Origin of the sequence: Chitinophaga sp. NPDC101104 (assembly GCF_050277495.1) — a bacterium.
Lineage (GTDB): Bacteria > Bacteroidota > Bacteroidia > Chitinophagales > Chitinophagaceae > Chitinophaga.
In genome coordinates, this window is the sequence record NZ_JBNNSF010000002.1 from 372,738 (window position 1) to 390,358 (window position 17,621).

Below are 17,621 nucleotides of genomic sequence, written 5' to 3' on the forward strand. Positions count from 1 at the left end.
CTATGAAGAAACTACTGGCATTTATCGCATTGATTTCGGGCGTAGTTACAACTGCCCATGCCCAACACGTATACCAGATCCGGGCAGACAGTGTCCGTATCTACAACGTTTGCGATACCGCGGAGCTGATCATTGAAAACCGTACCCGCGGCGTATCCGGGTATCTTTACAACAAAAGCAATGGCCGCACGGAGTTCCGGAAGATCGACCTCGTGCAGATCGGCGGTTCCAAACTCGCGATCGCCGGCCAGGATACGATCGATCTGTCGCAGATGAGCGGGGTGGGAGGGATCGATACGATTTATCGTGTGGGCGACAGCCTCCAGTATGTAAAACGCGGTATCGTAAATGGGATCTATGCCCCGGTGAACCCACCGGATTCCGCTACCACACTGGCAAGTGTAACGCGGAAAGGGAATTTTACGCCTTACGACATCCGGTTCAACAGCGTTGGCGCCAACCCGTCCAACGGCCTGATATGGATCTATAATACAGACTACTGGCGGATTTTCGTGGAATCTTTACAGGATACGCCCGCCGGGAATATGATCTTTGAATCGAACGATAACGGACAGGAAGGCTGGATTTTCCGCGCCAAATCAGCGAATATACCCACGAATGTGCTGTCGCTCGGGAAAGACAGGATGACCTTCCTGGGGCGGAACGTACTGAACGACAGTACCCACGTTCCCGGAAGCGCCTTCAGTCAGACGTTCTCGAATGCCATGGTGCCGCAGAGTTTCACCACCAACGCCAGCGGCCATATTACCGGGCTCACCACGAGGAACCTGACACCGGCTGATATCGGTGCCGCCAAAGACACGATTTCGCTGGCGGGCGTTCTCTCCAACGGTAACAAAGCGGTGAACAGCATACAGCTCGGAGAGCCGGGCGTATCTACTTCGCTCAACTATTTCCTCATGCGCAACCTTTCCGGCGTGAATTATACGGGATCGATGGGGCTCGGCATCGATCAGACCTCGCTCACCCTGACCGTTTTTAACGGGGTGGATTCGCTGCGGAAGCTATTCTATATTCCTTTCAACGGCACAGGGCCCATGTATTCCGGCAACAACGGTACAACTAAATTCAAGCTTTGGCATAGCGGCAACGATGGCCTGGGATCCGGGCTGGACGCCGATTTGCTCGATGGAATGGCGCCGGATATCAATGCAACCGTCAGCACCATCGCGCAGCGAAACATCACCGGCCAGCTGTTCGCCACTTATTTCAATACGAGCGCACCCGTCCAGACGATGACCCCTACCAAAATATTCGGCAGTAACGATAACTATATCCGGGCACTCGATGCCGCGTCCGTCAGAGGGTTCCTGGGCATGCCCGCCTCCGGCGACGATCTGCAAAGCGTGACAGACCGGGGTTTCGTGTCCGTCCGAAACGGAGAAAACCTCACTATCAAGAAAGCCGCCGCCACCGCGGGCGATCTTTTCATCCGGTTCAGGAACAGTGATAATTCGGAGAGGGGATATATTGGATATGGCTCTTCCGTCAACAATACTTTCGTTATCCATAACGCCGATAATTCGCCGACGAAAATCATTCAACGGCTATTGGTCAATAACCCTTCAGAAGACGATAGCACCAGCGGATTGCAGGTGAGAGGCCAGGCGAGATTTGGTGGTGTGTTGCTACAGAACGGATTTTCCCCCAACCCCGAAAACAATACCATCAACCAGTTCTGGAACAGCATGGGCGGAGCGTCAGTGACGATCGACCCCGAGTTCAGGAGAGGCTGGAACGGGCTCAATATTTACAATAATGTGGGCGGAAGCAACGCCATTACGATCGAAAGAAGCAACGCCGTGCTGAACGCGGCGGTGCCCAATACGTCTGGCTATTACCTGAAAGTGACATCTACGCCTGGCGCTTCGCCCAACAACATTCTGCCTGGGCTGGGCGGGATCAGGCTGAACTACGGCTCTTCGGAAAACAAGGTGTACGTGACGCGAATAAAAGCGAATATTCCCGTCGGATACACGCTGATGCCCGCGGCGAACGCATTCGGAACGAATTCTTATAATTACTGGTTAACTAGCAATAAGGGCACGGGCAAATGGGAAGATTACATCCACGTGTATGCCGCGGGGAATGCAGGCGACTTCAATACCCTTTGTTATTTTTATCTCGACGGCCCGATTCAGGCCACTTCCTGGTACCTGGGTTATTTCGATTTCAAGATTGCCAGTGCTTCTTCCTGGACGGATAATGTACCGCAAAATCTCGCCACCGGCCGGCCCACCGAACTGTACCTGGACGATGATTCCGTACGCCTGTCCAAAGGAGACGGTCCCAACCTGAAGATCACCTCTCCGCATGGAAACCTTCAGCTGGGTGTATTGAACCCTACATTTGCGCACTATGTGACAGACCGTGAAGGACATTATTTCAACAAACCAGTTCAGGCTGCCTCGAAAATCGCGATTTACAATTCTGCAGGCCCTACGGCAGCCACCACTTACCTCACCCAAACCGAAGGCCGCATCAATAACAGCCTGATCCTGACGGAAGCCTCTGCAGCAGGCAGCTACGTGAAAAACCAGTTTTCTTCCGCGCAAACGGGAAGCCTCTGGCTGACAGACCACGTCAAGACCAATGCCGCCCTCATCAGCAAAATAGGGCAAGGGTATGCGGCATTCAGGCTGCATAACTCGAACGACCTCCTACGATGGGGAATGGGATTGAATAACACGGAAAGCGCAGGAACGGGAGGCGATTTCCATCTCTGGCGATATGATGACGCCGGTACGGTCCCGACGCTCGCGATGTCGGTAAATCGTTCCAACGGAAATGTGATCATGCCCGGACAAGTGCATTCAGGCAACGGTTCCCGCATCATCGGCTCCGAACCCGGTCCCAATTTCTATTCCTGGCTGGGTTTTTACGATTATGCGAACCGCAGATACGGATATGTGGGAAAAGGCGGCATCTCCAACGTCGATATGCAGATCGCCAGCGATAGCGGCAATGTGCATATTATACCGAAAGGCGGACTGCTCGATGTGGGAAAGCTGCAGATGAGCTATAACGGAGGAACATTATTGCTGAATAACGGGACGAGTAATATATTGACATATAGCAGCGGCTTGGGCGTGCCTACTTTTACGACGCGGTCTGCCGGAACGAAAATTGTTTTTAATCCCGCACTTTCGGCCAATTCTGTCGACTATGCTTTTGGCCTGGAGTCGAATAACGTGTGGTTCTCAACTGCCACTGCCGCTACCGGTTTCAAATGGTACGGCGGCGCCACTAACATCGCCTCTCTCACCGGCGCCGGCAACCTCACGTTGTCCGGTTCCGCTACCGCCACGGCATTCTACCAATCCTCCCTCCGCAGCCTCAAGAAAGATATCCAGCCGTTCTCCGTTTCCGCGCTGGATGTGCTCGGCAAAGCGCAGGTGCGCACTTTCCGCTTTAAGGCAGACAGCACCGGCCACCGCAATATCGGTTTCATCGCAGACGAAGTGCCCGATGAAATGGCCACGCCGGGCCGCAATGGCGTAGATCAGGCCAGCACCGTAGGGCTCCTTGTGAAAGCGGTACAGGAACTGAAAGCGGAAAAAGAACAGCTCTCCGCAGAAAATAAAGCGCTGGCAGACCGGCTCATAAAGCTGGAGGCTGCGATGGAAAATATTTTGAAACAGCAAAAAGCAGGAAAATGAAGAAAGGGCTCGTTTTGATGATCGCATTACTGATGACAGGCGCGCTCCATGCCCAGAACCGCCTCGTCACCAACCAGTACATCCGCACGAAAGTGACGGATAAAACGTACACGCAGAAAACCGGGACCACCATCCCCAACGACAATCTTTCCATCAACACCGCCAACTCGAAAACCTGGTTGGTATTGGAAGAACGGTTTTTACCGGCACAAGCGGGGCGAATGCCCTGGGAATCGGAGATCGTACCGCTGGAAACGAACATCCCCTGCCACGGGCCGCAATACATGCAGGCGGGCAATGTTCCGTTGAAGGAATACACTTCCTGCAGCGCGTTTTTGTATTCCAGTTTTTCCACCAACCTGCAGGCATTCCAGCGCCGGATGTTCGGATCAACGAACACGACCTGGCGCGATCAATCGGCCGCTTGCACCACGCTTCCGCCGAACCAGGCCCTGGCCGCGAATGGCGATACTACCGCCGCCATGTCGCTCATGGCGGCCGGCTTCTACGGCCCGCTGAACCGGTCGGGTATCTGGGGAAATGACGTGGCGGGGCTCGGTACCGAATGGGTTTATACGAGAGGCCGTTTCTATGCGCCCGTAGCAGGGAAATATTACATCGGAGTGGCGGCTGATAATTACTTCCGGCTTCAGATCGACGGAGCGGATTTTGCCCGGAACGACTTGAACCCCTACACAGAAGAATCCTACAGGGTATGGCATATTTTCCCCATCACGCTGACGGCCGGCATCCACGAACTCTATCTCGCCGGTAAAAACGCCGGAAACGAAGCACTGATGGGGTGCGAAGTCTACAACAACGATACCACGCAGCTGGAAACGGCTACAGAAGCACAACTGAACCTCCTGTATACCACCCGGAACGTTCAGACGGTCGGGAACATTTGCCGCTTCCCGGATTCGCGGACCATCACCATCGCCAATTTTACAACTGTAACAGGGAACGTAGCGTATGGGGCCAGTTCAGCCAACCTGAACAGTCCTGTTAATTTCGCGGCAAATACCAATACAGTGCTGACCTTTACATTCCAGGGCGCCTCCAATGCCAGGCTCCACATTTTCTCCAATGAAGTGCTGGTCGAAGACCGCCTGCTTACCGCCGCCACCTCCACATCCGTCACCATACCGGCCGGCGCCACGCGCACCTTCAGGGTGGAAATCCGCCCGCCGGGACCTTGAGACCGTAACTATTCCGCATAAAAAAAAGGGGCCGATCAATATGACCGGTCCCTTATCCAATCTCTCCATTCCCTTCGCCGGCATTACCCGGATCAGGTATTTTCCTAAAGGTTTGTATCTCAGGCTCTGAGGTAGGCCACCCTTGAAGAAGAGATGGAATTACTTCAATTTGTCTTTCTCTTTCATCACCATGTCCAGGTGTGTACGAAGCTCGGGCAAGTGCTTGGTAAAGAATGCCTTGATATCCGGGTCTTCTGCCTTTTCCGACATCTTTTCGAATAAGTCTATCGCGTCTTTATGTGCCGATTCGAGCTTGTCCACATATGCCTTATCAAAATCCTTTCCGCTCTTTTCCATGATGTCGCTGATGTCTTTCGACTGACCATCGCTGATGGCCGTCGGCGTTACGATGCTTTTCTGAGCGGCAAGTGCCTTCAATTCATTATTGATCTTCTCGTGCGACTGCTGCATGTGTTTGGCCAGTGTTTTCACGGATGCGGAACTGGCCTTCGATTGCGCGTCGGTAGAGATCCTTACTTCGAACAGGCCGTCTTCAGCGGCTTTCACGAGGTTTTTGGAATCGTCGCGCACCGAATCTGCCGGTAATACATCGCGGTTTACGTCTTTTGCCATTCCTTCGGTGATGCCCGTGTCCGAAGGCAGCGTGGTGTCGCTGTTGTTTTGCATGCCACCGTTGTTGCAGGCTGCGAAGCCCATCGCGAACGGAAGCAGGTATACCATCATTCTTTTCATATTTGCAGGATTGGGTTCAGGTACTATATCGAAAATTCTGTGCCATACGGATTCGGCCTGCTGTTAACCCATCTTTGCGGAAAAGTGTGGAGTTTGCTTCCCGGAATGTCTGATCTGTTCTATGTATTATTAAATTTTATATATTTGAAGTAGGAATTAACGACCCTGTCCTATGATACTCTGGAAATACCTGGCCTTTCTGCTGGTGCATTTGCATGTCGACGGGCTGGCAGACAAGCCGTCGTTCCCGGTGGCGGAGTTTTCGGCGCATGTGCGAACGGCCGAATGGCTGATCGAATACGACAGTGCCGCCTGGCGCCTTTCCGACACCGTGACCCACGCGGATATGGACCTGTTGCAGCGCACGGGGAAGGAGTGGTTCGTATACAAGGGGCGCGACAGCCTCTGGTACGGCGCCTACGGCAAGTTCCAGGATACGGCGTACGACCTGGCGCTGCATTTCCGCATCAATCGTTCAGATTCCATCGAAGCCGTTAACGAGCCCAGGCCGGATACGGCCATGCTGCATGCGGTGTCCCGCTGCATACGCTCGTCTTACAAATATGCGGGCCTCATGCTGGGGCGTTCGTACGTGCGGATGAACAAGTTTATCCGTATCAATGGCGACCGCAGCATTTCCATTTACCTGTTGCCCGCGCTGCAGCCTGCCGATGTGGCCATGTACGGTGGGGAGTTTATGTACCGGTTCGATGAATCCGGCAGGCAGCTGCTGGAAAGATATGAGTATTACCGCGGGGGCTTTAAAGGTTTCCGGCTCAATGCCGGGCGCGAGGTCAAACTGGCGTACGAAGACGTCAAATACCCGACGCTCGGCTCCGTTTACTTCGCCCTTCGCTACCGCAACCGTTTCCGCGAGATCAGCATCGAAACGCTGGAAAGTTTCAGCCAGCTCATGTTCAGCCAGGTCCGCGGGTTTTATTGGGAGCACCGGGAGAAACCTTAACGTTTATCCGCTTGCGTGCCCCAATTGTTAACATCCGCAAAAAGGCCCGGTAATTGCTTATCTTGATGATATGAAACGAATTTTACTATCCTTGTTGATGATCATTCCGTTGTTCGCAGGCGCCCAGGGCTACGAGGCCCGCTGGTTCACGCGCGGAACGGAAACCCTGCCGTACCGGTTCCTCCCGCCGGCAGGTTACAACGCCGCGAAAGTATATCCGCTCATCATTTTCATGCATGGCATCGGCGAGCGTGGGGCCGATAATGAAAAGCAACTGGTCAACGGCGGCCGGTTTTTCCTTAACGACTCCCTGCGCCAGCAGTTTCCCGCATTCGTCGTATTCCCGCAATGCGCAGACAATGCCATGTGGGCGCCGGTAATGACGTCGCAAGACGCCGAAGGCAACCGCGTTTTCAGCGTACCCACGTCGCTTCCGCCAACGGCGCCGTCCCGTTTGCTGTACCAGTTGATCGACAGCCTGATCGCCTCCGGTAGCGTGGATACCAAACGGGTATACGTCGGCGGGCTATCGATGGGCGGCATGGGAACTTTCGATATGCTTTCCCGATTCCCGAGGCGCTTCGCCGCCGCGTTCCCCATTTGCGGCGCGGGCAACGAAAAGCTGGCCAAGCGGTACGCCAAAAACACGGCGGTCTGGATCTTCCACGGGGCCGACGATAAAGTGGTGCCGCCGTTTTCCAGCCGGAAATTCTACGAAATATTAAAGGAAAAAGGTGCCGACGTGAAATACACGGAATACCCCGGCGTAGGCCACAATAGCTGGGACAGTGCCTTTGCCGAGCCCGGATTGCTGCCGTGGCTGTTTTCCCACCAGCTGAAATAAAAAAAGCTGCCCGAAGGCAGCTCCACTCTCACAATACCGGATTGATCGTTAACGATGTATGAACAGGCCCGGGGCATGGCGCTCCGGGCTGTTTTTTTTATGCTTTGATGGCCTGCATCGCCGCTTTGGCGGCATCGATGGTGAAATCGATGTCTTCCTGGCCGAGGGCGTGGCTGATGAACCAGCTTTCGAACGCGGAAGGCGGCAGGTACACGCCCCTTTCCAGCATGGCGTGGAAGAAACGGCGGAACAGTTCGTTGTTGGCGCCTGAAGCGGAAGTGAAATCCACGATGGGATATTCCGCGAAATGCACGCTCATCATGGAACCGATATGGTTGACCTGGTGAACGACGCCGGCTGCGCCCAACGCTTCGCGCAGACCGCTTACCAGCGCATTGGTTTTTTCTTCCAGCTGGGTATAGATGTTCGGGTGATCGTTGAGCGTTTTCAGGAGCGTATACCCCGCGATCATGGCGATGGGATTGCCGCTGAGGGTACCGGCCTGGTACACTTTGCCCGCGGGGGCGATGTGTTCCATGATCTCGCGCTTGCCGGCGAAGGCGCCAACGGGCATACCGCCGCCGATGATCTTGCCGAAGGTCACGATGTCGGCCTTGATGTTGAACAGCTCCTGCGCGCCGCCCCTGGCGAGGCGGAAGCCGGTCATCACTTCATCCATGATGAAAAGGATGCCGTTTTTATCGCAGATCGCGCGCAATCCTTCCAGGAATCCCGGTTGTGGCAGAATGCAGCCCATGTTGCCCGCAACGGGCTCTACGATGATGGCGGCGATCTGGTCGGGATTTTCGGCGACGAGTTGCTCCACCGCCGGGAGGTTGTTGTAAGGGACGCTGAGGGTATCTTCCGCCACAGCCGCCGTAACGCCGGGAACGGACTGAATACCGAGGGTAGCCACGCCGCTGCCTGCGCTTACGAGGAACGAGTCTGCATGCCCATGGTAATTCCCTTCGAACTTGATGACCTTATTACGGCCGGTGAACCCGCGTGCAAGGCGCAGGGCGCTCATACAGGCTTCCGTGCCGGAGTTCACCATGCGCACCATGTCGATATTGGGCACCATGCTTACGATCAGCTCGGCCACGGTCACTTCCAGCTCGGTGGGCGCGCCGAAAGACGTGCTGAACGTGGCATGTTCCTGGATGGCTTTCACCACGGGCTCATAGGCATGGCCGAGGATCATGGGGCCCCAGGAATTGATGTAATCCACATAGCGGTTGCCGTCTACGTCGTACATATACGCGCCTTTCGCGTGCTGCATGAACACGGGCGTGCCGCCCACGCTGCGGAATGCGCGCACGGGAGAATTCACGCCGCCGGGGATCGATTTGCCGGCCTTTTCGAATAATGCTTGGCTCTTTGTAAACATCTTTGCAGGGTTTTTATTGGTTTAACAGGCGTACCGCATCTTTGGCGAAGTACGTGGCGATGAGGTCGGCCCCGGCCCGCCTGATGCTGGTGAGGCTTTCCAGGATGGCCTTTTCTTCATTGATCCATCCCATTTTCGCGGCCGCCTTGATCATGGCGTATTCGCCGGATACATGGTAGGCGCTCACGGGAACGGTTACGCTGTCTTTGATCAGGCGGATAATGTCGAGATACGCCATGGCGGGTTTCACCATCACGATATCGGCGCCTTCGTCTACGTCCATCAGCGTTTCGCGGAGGGCTTCGCGGGCGTTGGCATAATCCATCTGGTATGTTTTCTTGTCGCCGAAACCGGGCGCGGAATCCAGCGCGTCGCGGAAAGGACCGTAGAAGCAGCTGGCGTATTTGGCGCTATAGGCCATGATGCCGGTTTTGGTGAAGTTGTTTTCTTCGAGGATGTCGCGGATGGCGCCAATACGCCCGTCCATCATATCGCTGGGCGCCACAAAATCCGCGCCGGCCTGCGCATGGCTCAGGCTCATCTGCGCCAGCACTTCCACTGTAGCGTCGTTCACGATCTCTTCCCCTTCCACGATGCCGTCGTGGCCATAAATGGAGAAAGGGTCCAGCGCAACGTCCGTCATCACTACCATTCCGGGAACGGCGTCTTTCACGGCTTTGATGGCGCGCTGCATGAGCCCGTCGGGGTTCAGGGCTTCGGTGCCCTTGTTGTCTTTCAGTTCATCCGCACATTTAATGAACAGCAGCACGCTCCGGATGCCCATGGCCCACAATTCCTTCGCTTCCTGCACGGTGCCGTCGAGGGAATGACGGAAATATCCGGGCATGGACGCGATCTCTTCCTTCACGCCTTTACCTTCCACCACGAACAGCGGGGCGATGAAATTGGCCGGGGTCAAAATGGTTTCCGCTACCATCGCACGGATGGCGGGGGAGGTGCGCAAAATTCTGTTTCTTCTGATCATCACTGAAATATTTTAAAGTTCGTCTGTTACGGTTTTACCCATTCCCGCGGCTTGAGGTATTCCAGCAGTTCCGCTTCCGGGCTGCCGGGCGCCGGGTGGTAATCGTATTCCCAGCGCGCGCGGGCGGGGAGGCTCATGAGGATCGATTCGATCCTGCCGTTGGTCTTGAGCCCGAACAGCGTGCCCCGGTCGTGGATCAGGTTGAATTCCACGTACCGGCCGCGCCGGTATTCCTGCCACTCCACCTGCGCTTCGCCGTAGGGAGCGGTTTTCCGTTTTTCTACGATGGGCAGGTAGGAAGATATGAACGCATTGCCGTTGGAAAACTGGAACTGCAGCAGATCTTCGGCCGTACGCTCCGCCGATGGACGAAGGTAGTCGTAAAACACGCCGCCGATCCCGCGGGCCTCGTTGTTCCGGTGCTTGTTGACGAAGTATTCGTCGCACTGGCGCTTGTATTGTTCGTAATATCCGCCACAGGCCTCCTTGAAGGTACGGTGAAAATGAACGCCGTCTTCTTCGGCAAGGTAATACGGCGTGAGGTCTGCCCCTCCGCCGAACCACATATCCCGCACCGATCCGTCTTCCCCGTACAGCTCAAAATACCGCCAGTTGGCATGCACCGTGGGCACGTAAGGGTTTTCGGGATGGATCACGAGCGAAAGGCCCGCCGCCAGGAAGCTGCTGTTGTCCGGCACTTTGAACTGCTGTGCCATAACGGGCGGCAGTTTCCCGCTTACGACCGAAGTGTTCACGCCGCCTTTCTGGAAAACGTTGCCGCCGGAGATGACGCGGGTAATGCCCCCGCCGCCTTCCGGCCGCTCCCAGCGGTCTTCACGGAACTTCGCTTTCCCGTCTGCCTGCTCCAGCGCAGCGCAGATCTCGTTCTGCAGCTGGTGGATGAAAGGGACGAACCGGTCTTTTACGGAAATATTATGCATAGTTCTTAACGGCTTCGATGAATGCTTTGGCGTGATCTACCGGGATGTTCGGCAAAATGCCGTGACCCAGGTTGGCGATGTAGCGCTGCGGCCCGAACGCGTCGATCATGGCTTTCACGGATTTCTGGATTTCCGGGATGGGCTTCATGAGCTGCGCGGGGTCGAAGTTGCCTTGCAAAGTTACGGCAGGACCGGCAAACTGGCGGGCCAGTGCAGGTTTGATGCACCAGTCGAGGCCGAGGCCCTGCGCGCCGGTGGCGGCCATTTCTTCCAGCGCGAACCAGGCGCCTTTGGCGAACACGATCACGGGGGCAACGCCCTGTAATGCGGCCACGATGCGGCGGATGTACCGGAGCGAGAAGGTCTCGAAATCGTCCGGGCTCAGCAGTCCGCCCCACGAATCGAAAATCTGTACCACGTCTGCACCCGCTTCCACCTGCGCTTTCAGGTAGGCGATGGTGGTTTCGGTGATGCGGTTCAGCAGTTCGTGCGCTACTTCGGGTTGGGTGTAGCAGAAAGCCTTGGCCTCGTCGAAGGTTTTGGAGCCCTTGCCCTGTACCATGTAGCAAAGCAGCGTCCAGGGGGCGCCGGCGAAGCCGATGAGGGGCACGCGGCCGGCCAGCGTCTGCTTGGTGAGGCGCAGGGCGTCCATCACGTAATGCAGGCTGTCGTTCACGTCGGGGATATGAATGCGGTTAAGGTCTGCTGCCGATTTGATAGGCTGGGGGAGGAGGGGGCCCACTTTTTCCACGAGCTGCACTTCCATGCCCATCGCCTGCGGCACCACGAGGATGTCGGAGAAGATAATGGCCGCGTCTACCCCTACCTGGTCTACCGGCATCACGGTGATCTCGGTGGCCAGTTCGGGCGTCTGGCAACGCTCGAAGAAGGAATATTTATCACGGAGCTTAATATAGTCAGGCAAAAAGCGGCCGGCCTGGCGCATCATCCATACCGGGGGGCGGGGTACCGGGCTGCCCGAAAGGGCCTTCAGCAGCAGGTCGTTCTGTAATCCGTTCATTCGTTGCTATTATTGATGTTGTCAAAATAATCGATGGCTGTCTGCACCAGCGCGGGAACCGAAGCCTCCGCACCGATGACCGGCTGCCGGCCGGTAATTTCCTGCACGGAAGCGCCCGTCGTTTCGCCGATGGCGAAATAAACGGTCTCCCCGTCAGGCGCATTCCGCTGGAAAAAGCTGCGGACGCTGCTGGGACTGAAAAACAGTACCCCGTCGTACCGCTCGCCCAGCAAAGCGGGCGTTTCCACGGTATGATAAACGACCAGTTCCTCCACGCCGATCTGGTGGGCGGAAAGGTGCTCGGGCAGCTCGTTCCGGCGGATGTTCCCGCAAAGGAACACCACTTTTCCGATGGAGGCGTCCGATACGATCCGCTTCGCCAGTTCTAGGGAACTGGCTGCCGTCGCCAGCACTTCTGCACCGGGGATTTCGGCCAGTACCACTTCGAGCGTGGCGCCGCCGAGGCAGTAAATCCGCTGTTTCATGCCGTTATCCCAATACCCGGTCACGGATTTTACCGTATTCGGACTGGTGAAAACAAGTACCTCTCCCCCGAGTGCGATTTCCTGCAGCCGCGCATCCAGTTGGGGCGTGCGTACCGGCAGGATGTCGATGAAAGGCTGGTCTACCAGGGCGATGCCGCGTGCTGCGGCTGCCTGGCGCAGCGATTCCTGGAGGGATTTGGTGCTTAATATGCGGTATTTATCGCTGTTGGGCATGTTTGATTTCCTGGATGATGGCGTCTCCGCCCTGGGAAATGATGTCGAGCGCAGCATCGTGCCCGGTACCTGCGGCCGCCGAAACGGCGACGCGGCGGGAGGCCAGGAGCGACCGGCTGCCGTCGAGATTGCAAAGGCTGCCTTCGAAAAACAGTTCGCCGTCGCTGATGTAGGCGAAAGCGCTGATAGGCGTGGTGCAGCCGCCGAGGAGCGTGCGCAGGAAAGCGCGCTCTTCGCCGGTGCAAATGGCGGTATCTATATGGTGCAGCGGAGCCAGGGCTTCGCGGACTGCCGTGTTATCTTCCCTGCAGGCGGCCACGATGGCGCCCTGCGCAGGTGCGGGGATCATCCAGTCGAGCTCCAGCGAGTTTTCGGGGCGGACGTTGATCCGCTCCAGCCCTGCGGCGGCGAAAATGGCGCCGTCCCAGTTCTCGGCGGCGAGCTTTTCCAGGCGTTTGATGACGTTGCCGCGGAGGTTGTGGAGTTGGTGATGGGGGTACCGGCGGAGCCATTGCGCCCTGCGGCGGATGCTGCTGGTAGCGATGTTGGCGGTGGATGCGGGATCGTCGAGGAAAGCGGTGCTGCCTTTATGGACGAGCAGGTCCTTCACCGGCCCGCGCTCCAGGATGGCGGCGTTGACCAGCCCCTGGGGCAGCTGGGTGGGCACGTCTTTGAAAGAATGGACGGCTACGTCGATTTTGCCGGAAAGCAGCGCGATGTCGAGCGTTTTGGTGAAAATGCCCTGGACGCCGATCTCGTAAAGGGGCGTTACCAGGTCGATGTCGCCTTCGCTTTTGATGGGGACGAGCGCTACGGCGTGGCCGTTTTGTGTCAATAAATCTTTCACCAGGTTAGCCTGCCACATGGCGAGTTGGCTATCCCGTGTGCCTATTCGGATCATATTGTCCATTGTTTTATTCCTGGTTTGCGCCGGTCTCGAATATTTCACTGATCATGGCGATGTACATATCGCCTTTTTCAGTTTCCTTGCGCACCTTTCCGGCCATGAGATTGATCATTTTCTGGATGATGCGGGAAGAAACTTCCTCGATGTCTTCCAGGTTATAATGTGCGCCGTTTTTCTGTTCCTTGATCTCGCGGGCATGGATTTCGGTGAGTTTTTCCTTGACCGCTTTGAGTACCACGGCATGCTTGCGCATTTTGTGCCAGTAGAGGAATTCTTCCATGTGCTCCTCGATAATGGAGATGGCTTTGGGAACTTCGTTGAGCCGGCGGGCGAGGGTTTCGTCCTGGATCTTGCCGAGATCGTCTACGTTCACGACTTCGACATGGGAAAGCTCGCGCACGTCTGGAGCAACGTTGAAGGGAATGGAAAGGTCTACCACCAGTTTGGATGCCGTACCTTCCATATGTTTGCGGAGGATCGTGGGCTGGGGGGCGTTGGTGGCCACCAAAATCACGTCTGCCGCGCGGAGCGATTCGTCCATTTGCTCGAAAGGAGCGTACCGCAACCCGTGCTTCCCGGCGAAATCTTCCGCCACGGCCGTAGTCCGGTTGATGAGCGTGATGTTGCGCACGCCCAGGTATTCCATCATGTTCTTGCAGGTGTTGCGGCCGATTTTGCCCACACCGAGCAATACGATGTTCTTGTTTTGGATGTCGGCCACTTTGGCTTCCAGGAGCCGGACGGCGGCAAATGCCACCGAAACGGTGCCGGAGCTGAGGCCGGTTTCGTTCTTGATGAGCTTGGAAACCTGCAGCACGCTGTTCACCAGTCTTTCCAGGAAAGTGCCCACACATCCGTTCGCTTTCGCAAACTTGGCTGCGCCCTTGATCTGGCCGATGATCTCATAGTCGCCGAGGATCTGGCTGTCGAGCCCCGTGCCCACCTGGTACAGATGCCGGACGGCGCCTTCCCCCGATTTGACGTATGCCATCTGCGCAAATACCTGCGGGTTGCCGTTGGCGGCGTCGCAAAGGAGGCGCATGAGCACCGCCGGGTCCGGCGCGAATCCGTAAACCTCCGTGCGGTTGCAAGTGGAGAGCACGAACAGATCGTTCATGCCGGCAGACTGCGCCGCCTGTAAAAGTTGCTGGTATTGGTCCTGGTTTATGGCAAAAAGTCCCCGGATCGCAGCGTCAGTTTTCTTATAGTTGATCCCAACGATATGAAAATTCGATATGTCTTTAGGCTGATTGACCTGCATGATTTTCTTAAAAGCTTCCGGGTGCAAAAATACTGTCATACCCTTCAAAACCACGTCAGGGGCTGTCACCGGTATGTCATTTCTCCCTATGGTGAATGCTGCTGCGAAAAAATGATTTTGATCAGGTGGCTGAACACCGTTCTGCTGCCGCATTGTAACAATCGCATGACGTAGAGCCATGATGGATGTCATAGTAAAGTCGGCATCCGTGGCCGGTTCCATCAAAACGAATCTAACAATTTAATGACAGATCATGTGGAAGTTCCCTGTAAAAGCACTTACTTTTGCAGGAATTTGACAAGTTATATGGTCGCAATATCTGATACCGCAATCGTGCTCATGAACCTCGGATCGCCGGATTCCACCGCCGTTCCGGACGTGAAGAAATACCTCCTCGAATTTTTGATGGACAAACGGGTGATCGATTACCCCTGGCTGATGCGCAAGATCCTCGTGGGCGGCGTCATCGTTCCGAAACGCGCGGAAAAGAGCGCCGAAGCTTATAAGAGTATCTGGTGGAAAGAGGGCTCGCCGCTCATCGTGCTCACCCAGCAACTCCAGAAAGCGCTCCAGCACGATCTCGAAATGCCGGTAGAGATCACCATGCGATATGGCAACCCTTCCCCGGAATTCACTTTCAACAAGATCGTGAAAGAACATCCCGGCGTGAAGAACGTCATCCTCGTGCCGCTGTACCCGCACTACGCGATGAGCAGCTTCGAGACCGCGGCGGAATACGCGAAGGAAATCTACCGCAGGAAAAAGTATCCCTTCGAATTGAAGATCGTAGAGCCGTTTTACCGCCATCCCGACTACATCCACGCCGTTGCGGAAAGCATGCGGCCGTATGTGGAACAGGATTTCGACCATCTCCTCTTTAGCTATCACGGAGTACCGGTAAGGCATATACGTAAAGGCGACGTTACGGGCGGGCATTGCCTGAAGGTGAACGACTGCTGCCATGTGGATTCCCGCGCGCATAAGCAGTGTTACCGCCACCAGGTGACCGTTACGGCGGAACTGGTTGCGAAGGAACTGGGCATCCCAAGGGAAAAATGGAGCGTTTCGTTCCAAAGCCGCCTCGGGAGGGAAGAGTGGATCCGGCCGTATACCGACGAGCGGCTGCGCTCGCTGCCGAAAGAAGGCGTGAAAAAGCTGCTGGTGGCTTGCCCGGCGTTCGTGTCCGACTGCCTGGAAACGCTGGAAGAGATCGCGGTGGAAGGGAAACATACCTTCATCGAGTCGGGCGGCGATTCTTTCACGATGATCCCCTGCGTGAACACACATCCCGAATGGGTGAAAGCCCTCGGCATCCTGTGCCGCGAAAAAATGGAAACGGTCATGGTTTAAAAACCTTGAAAAAGATAGAAACGAAAGCCGGCGTGTATGCGCCGGCTTTTTTTGTGCGGGTACGGATGGTTGATGGAGAGATTTATTTCGGCCGGACCGGATTTTTTCACTAAATTCCATCAGCTAAATTCCAACCCGATGATCTTGGCCGTTCTCAAAGAAAAATCAGGTGAAAACAGGGTATCGCTCGTTCCGGAAGTCGTGAAGCAACTTGTTCAGCAACAGGTGGAAGTTTGGGTGGAGGAAGGCGCAGGGGCTGCGGCGTTTTACCCGGACAGCGGTTACCGCGAAGCCGGGGCAGCCCTCAAATCCCGTGAGGATATCCTGAAAGGGGCAGACGTGCTGCTGACGATCCGTACGCCGGAAGCGGCCGATATCGAAAAAGTACCGCCCGGAAAAACCTGGGCCGGCGTGTTCCAGCCCCTGTTCAACCCCGCACTCATGCAACAACTGGCCGGCAGGCAGTTCACCATTTTCAGTCTCGATTCCATCCCCCGCACCACCCGCGCCCAAAGCATGGACGTGCTCAGTTCCCAGGCAAACATAGCAGGGTACAAAGCCGTGCTGCTGGCCGCTTTCACGTATAGCCGCTATTTCCCCATGTTCATGACCGCCGCGGGCAGCATCCCGCCGGCCAAAGTGCTCATCCTCGGCGCCGGCGTGGCCGGCCTCCAGGCGATCGCTACGGCGCGCAGGCTGGGCGCCGTGGTGGAAGTGTTCGATACGCGGCCGGCCGTGAAGGAAGAAGTGATGAGCCTCGGCGCGAAGTTCGTCGAAGTGGAAGGCGCGGCAGACGCGTCGAAAGCCGGCGGTTATGCCGTCGAACAATCCGAAGATTTTAAAGAACGGCAGGCGGCCCGCATCGCGGAAAGCGCGGCCAAAGCAGATATCGTGATCACCACCGCCCAGATTCCCGGCAAGCCCGCGCCCATCCTGTTGCCCACGGCAGCGGTGGAAGCCATGCGGCCGGGGAGCGTCATTATCGACCTGGCGGCGGCAACAGGCGGGAACACGGGGCTGACGAAAAACGGGGAAACCATCGTCCACAACGGTATCACCATCATCGGCAATTCCGACCTGGCCGGCACGGCGCCTGCAGATGCGAGCAAGCTCTACGCGAAAAACATGCAGAATTTCCTGAAACTGCTCATCGGTAAAGAAGGGCAGTGGCAGCCGGATTTTGCGGACGACATCGTGCAGGGCGCCTGCATCGCCAGGGAAGGGCAGGTGGTGAACGAGCGCGTGAAACAGCTGCAACCCGCCGCCGTCTGATATTTCATTCCATTCCAACAGACCGAATTATGACCGCAATCCTGGATTTTCTGCAACTCCACATCGAGATGGTATACATCGTGATACTGTCCATTTTCCTGGGGATCGAAGTGATCTCTCGGGTACCGTCCGTTCTGCACACACCGCTCATGAGCGGCGCCAACGCCATTCACGGCGTGGTGATCATCGGCGCCATCATCGTGATGGGAAAGGCCGAGGCGGACAACTGGCTGGCCCTGGTGCTGGGGTTCCTCGCCGTGATACTCGGCACGCTCAACGTGGTAGGTGGTTTCGTGGTGACCGATCGCATGCTGGAAATGTTTAAAAAGAAGAAATAA

At 56.2% G+C, this 17,621-nt stretch carries 15 protein-coding genes; 7 read left to right on the forward strand and 8 right to left on the reverse strand.

Annotation, left to right across the window (positions count from 1 at the left end; translation table 11 throughout):
• The first annotated feature begins 2 nt into the window (after positions 1 to 2).
• Both ACQKLP_RS20120 and ACQKLP_RS20125 read left to right on the forward strand, forming a co-directional pair.
• Complete coding sequence (locus ACQKLP_RS20120; protein WP_427324708.1) at positions 3 to 3,680, forward strand: tail fiber domain-containing protein; 3,678 nt, start codon at positions 3 to 5, stop codon at positions 3,678 to 3,680.
• Positions 3,677 to 4,879 carry a hypothetical protein gene (locus ACQKLP_RS20125; protein ID WP_427324709.1) on the forward strand — a complete coding sequence of 401 codons (1,203 nt, stop codon included), beginning with the start codon at positions 3,677 to 3,679 and terminating at the stop codon, positions 4,877 to 4,879. Before ACQKLP_RS20120 ends, ACQKLP_RS20125 begins: the two co-directional genes overlap by 4 nt.
• Before the next feature lie 159 nt (positions 4,880 to 5,038).
• Here ACQKLP_RS20125 and ACQKLP_RS20130 read toward each other — a convergent pair whose 3' ends face one another.
• Complete coding sequence (locus ACQKLP_RS20130; RefSeq protein ID WP_427324710.1) at positions 5,039 to 5,632, reverse strand: DUF4142 domain-containing protein; 594 nt, start codon at positions 5,630 to 5,632, stop codon at positions 5,039 to 5,041.
• Positions 5,633 to 5,804: 172 nt separating this feature from the next.
• Here ACQKLP_RS20130 and ACQKLP_RS20135 point away from each other — a divergent pair, with 172 nt between their 5' ends.
• Positions 5,805 to 6,596, forward strand: a complete 792-nt coding sequence (locus tag ACQKLP_RS20135; protein WP_427324712.1) for a hypothetical protein — start codon at positions 5,805 to 5,807, stop codon at positions 6,594 to 6,596.
• A gap of 70 nt (positions 6,597 to 6,666) precedes the next feature.
• Positions 6,667 to 7,440 carry a dienelactone hydrolase family protein gene (locus tag ACQKLP_RS20140; protein WP_427324713.1) on the forward strand — a complete coding sequence of 258 codons (774 nt, stop codon included), beginning with the start codon at positions 6,667 to 6,669 and terminating at the stop codon, positions 7,438 to 7,440.
• Between the two features lie 97 nt (positions 7,441 to 7,537).
• On the opposite strand, the gene hemL is transcribed toward ACQKLP_RS20140, so the two are convergent.
• The 7 genes from hemL to hemA are packed head-to-tail and all read right to left on the reverse strand — an operon-like array spanning position 7,538 to position 14,661.
• Entirely contained in the window at positions 7,538 to 8,827 is a 1,290-nt protein-coding gene (gene hemL, locus ACQKLP_RS20145) for a glutamate-1-semialdehyde 2,1-aminomutase (protein WP_427324714.1), read from the reverse strand.
• A gap of 13 nt (positions 8,828 to 8,840) precedes the next feature.
• Positions 8,841 to 9,812 carry a porphobilinogen synthase gene (gene hemB, locus ACQKLP_RS20150; protein ID WP_341840853.1) on the reverse strand — a complete coding sequence of 324 codons (972 nt, stop codon included), beginning with the start codon at positions 9,810 to 9,812 and terminating at the stop codon, positions 8,841 to 8,843.
• Between the two features lie 26 nt (positions 9,813 to 9,838).
• The gene (gene hemF / locus ACQKLP_RS20155) at positions 9,839 to 10,753 is read right to left on the reverse strand and encodes an oxygen-dependent coproporphyrinogen oxidase (RefSeq protein ID WP_427324715.1); all 915 of its coding nucleotides are present in this window, start codon (positions 10,751 to 10,753) and stop codon (positions 9,839 to 9,841) included.
• Positions 10,746 to 11,774 (reverse strand): uroporphyrinogen decarboxylase, encoded by a 1,029-nt coding sequence (gene hemE, locus ACQKLP_RS20160; RefSeq protein WP_427324716.1) that lies wholly within the window; start codon positions 11,772 to 11,774, stop codon positions 10,746 to 10,748. The genes hemF and hemE overlap by 8 nt, the downstream gene beginning before the upstream one ends.
• Positions 11,771 to 12,493 (reverse strand): uroporphyrinogen-III synthase, encoded by a 723-nt coding sequence (locus tag ACQKLP_RS20165; protein ID WP_427324717.1) that lies wholly within the window; start codon positions 12,491 to 12,493, stop codon positions 11,771 to 11,773. The genes hemE and ACQKLP_RS20165 overlap by 4 nt, the downstream gene beginning before the upstream one ends.
• Positions 12,477 to 13,394 carry a hydroxymethylbilane synthase gene (gene hemC / locus ACQKLP_RS20170; protein ID WP_427324718.1) on the reverse strand — a complete coding sequence of 306 codons (918 nt, stop codon included), beginning with the start codon at positions 13,392 to 13,394 and terminating at the stop codon, positions 12,477 to 12,479. Before hemC ends, ACQKLP_RS20165 begins: the two co-directional genes overlap by 17 nt.
• A 13-nt stretch (positions 13,395 to 13,407) precedes the next feature.
• Positions 13,408 to 14,661, reverse strand: a complete 1,254-nt coding sequence (gene hemA, locus ACQKLP_RS20175) for a glutamyl-tRNA reductase (protein WP_427324719.1) — start codon at positions 14,659 to 14,661, stop codon at positions 13,408 to 13,410.
• Positions 14,662 to 14,967: 306 nt separating this feature from the next.
• On the opposite strand from hemA, the gene hemH reads away from it, so the two are divergent.
• From hemH to ACQKLP_RS20190, 3 genes are all read left to right on the forward strand, one after another.
• On the forward strand, positions 14,968 to 16,011 hold the full coding sequence (hemH, locus tag ACQKLP_RS20180) for a ferrochelatase (RefSeq protein WP_427324720.1): 1,044 nt from the start codon (positions 14,968 to 14,970) through the stop codon (positions 16,009 to 16,011).
• A 138-nt stretch (positions 16,012 to 16,149) separates the two neighbouring features.
• On the forward strand, positions 16,150 to 17,283 hold the full coding sequence (locus ACQKLP_RS20185; protein WP_427324721.1) for a Re/Si-specific NAD(P)(+) transhydrogenase subunit alpha: 1,134 nt from the start codon (positions 16,150 to 16,152) through the stop codon (positions 17,281 to 17,283).
• 29 nt (positions 17,284 to 17,312) lie between these two features.
• Positions 17,313 to 17,621, forward strand: coding sequence for an NAD(P) transhydrogenase subunit alpha (locus ACQKLP_RS20190; RefSeq protein WP_341840845.1), 309 nt, complete (start codon positions 17,313 to 17,315; stop codon positions 17,619 to 17,621).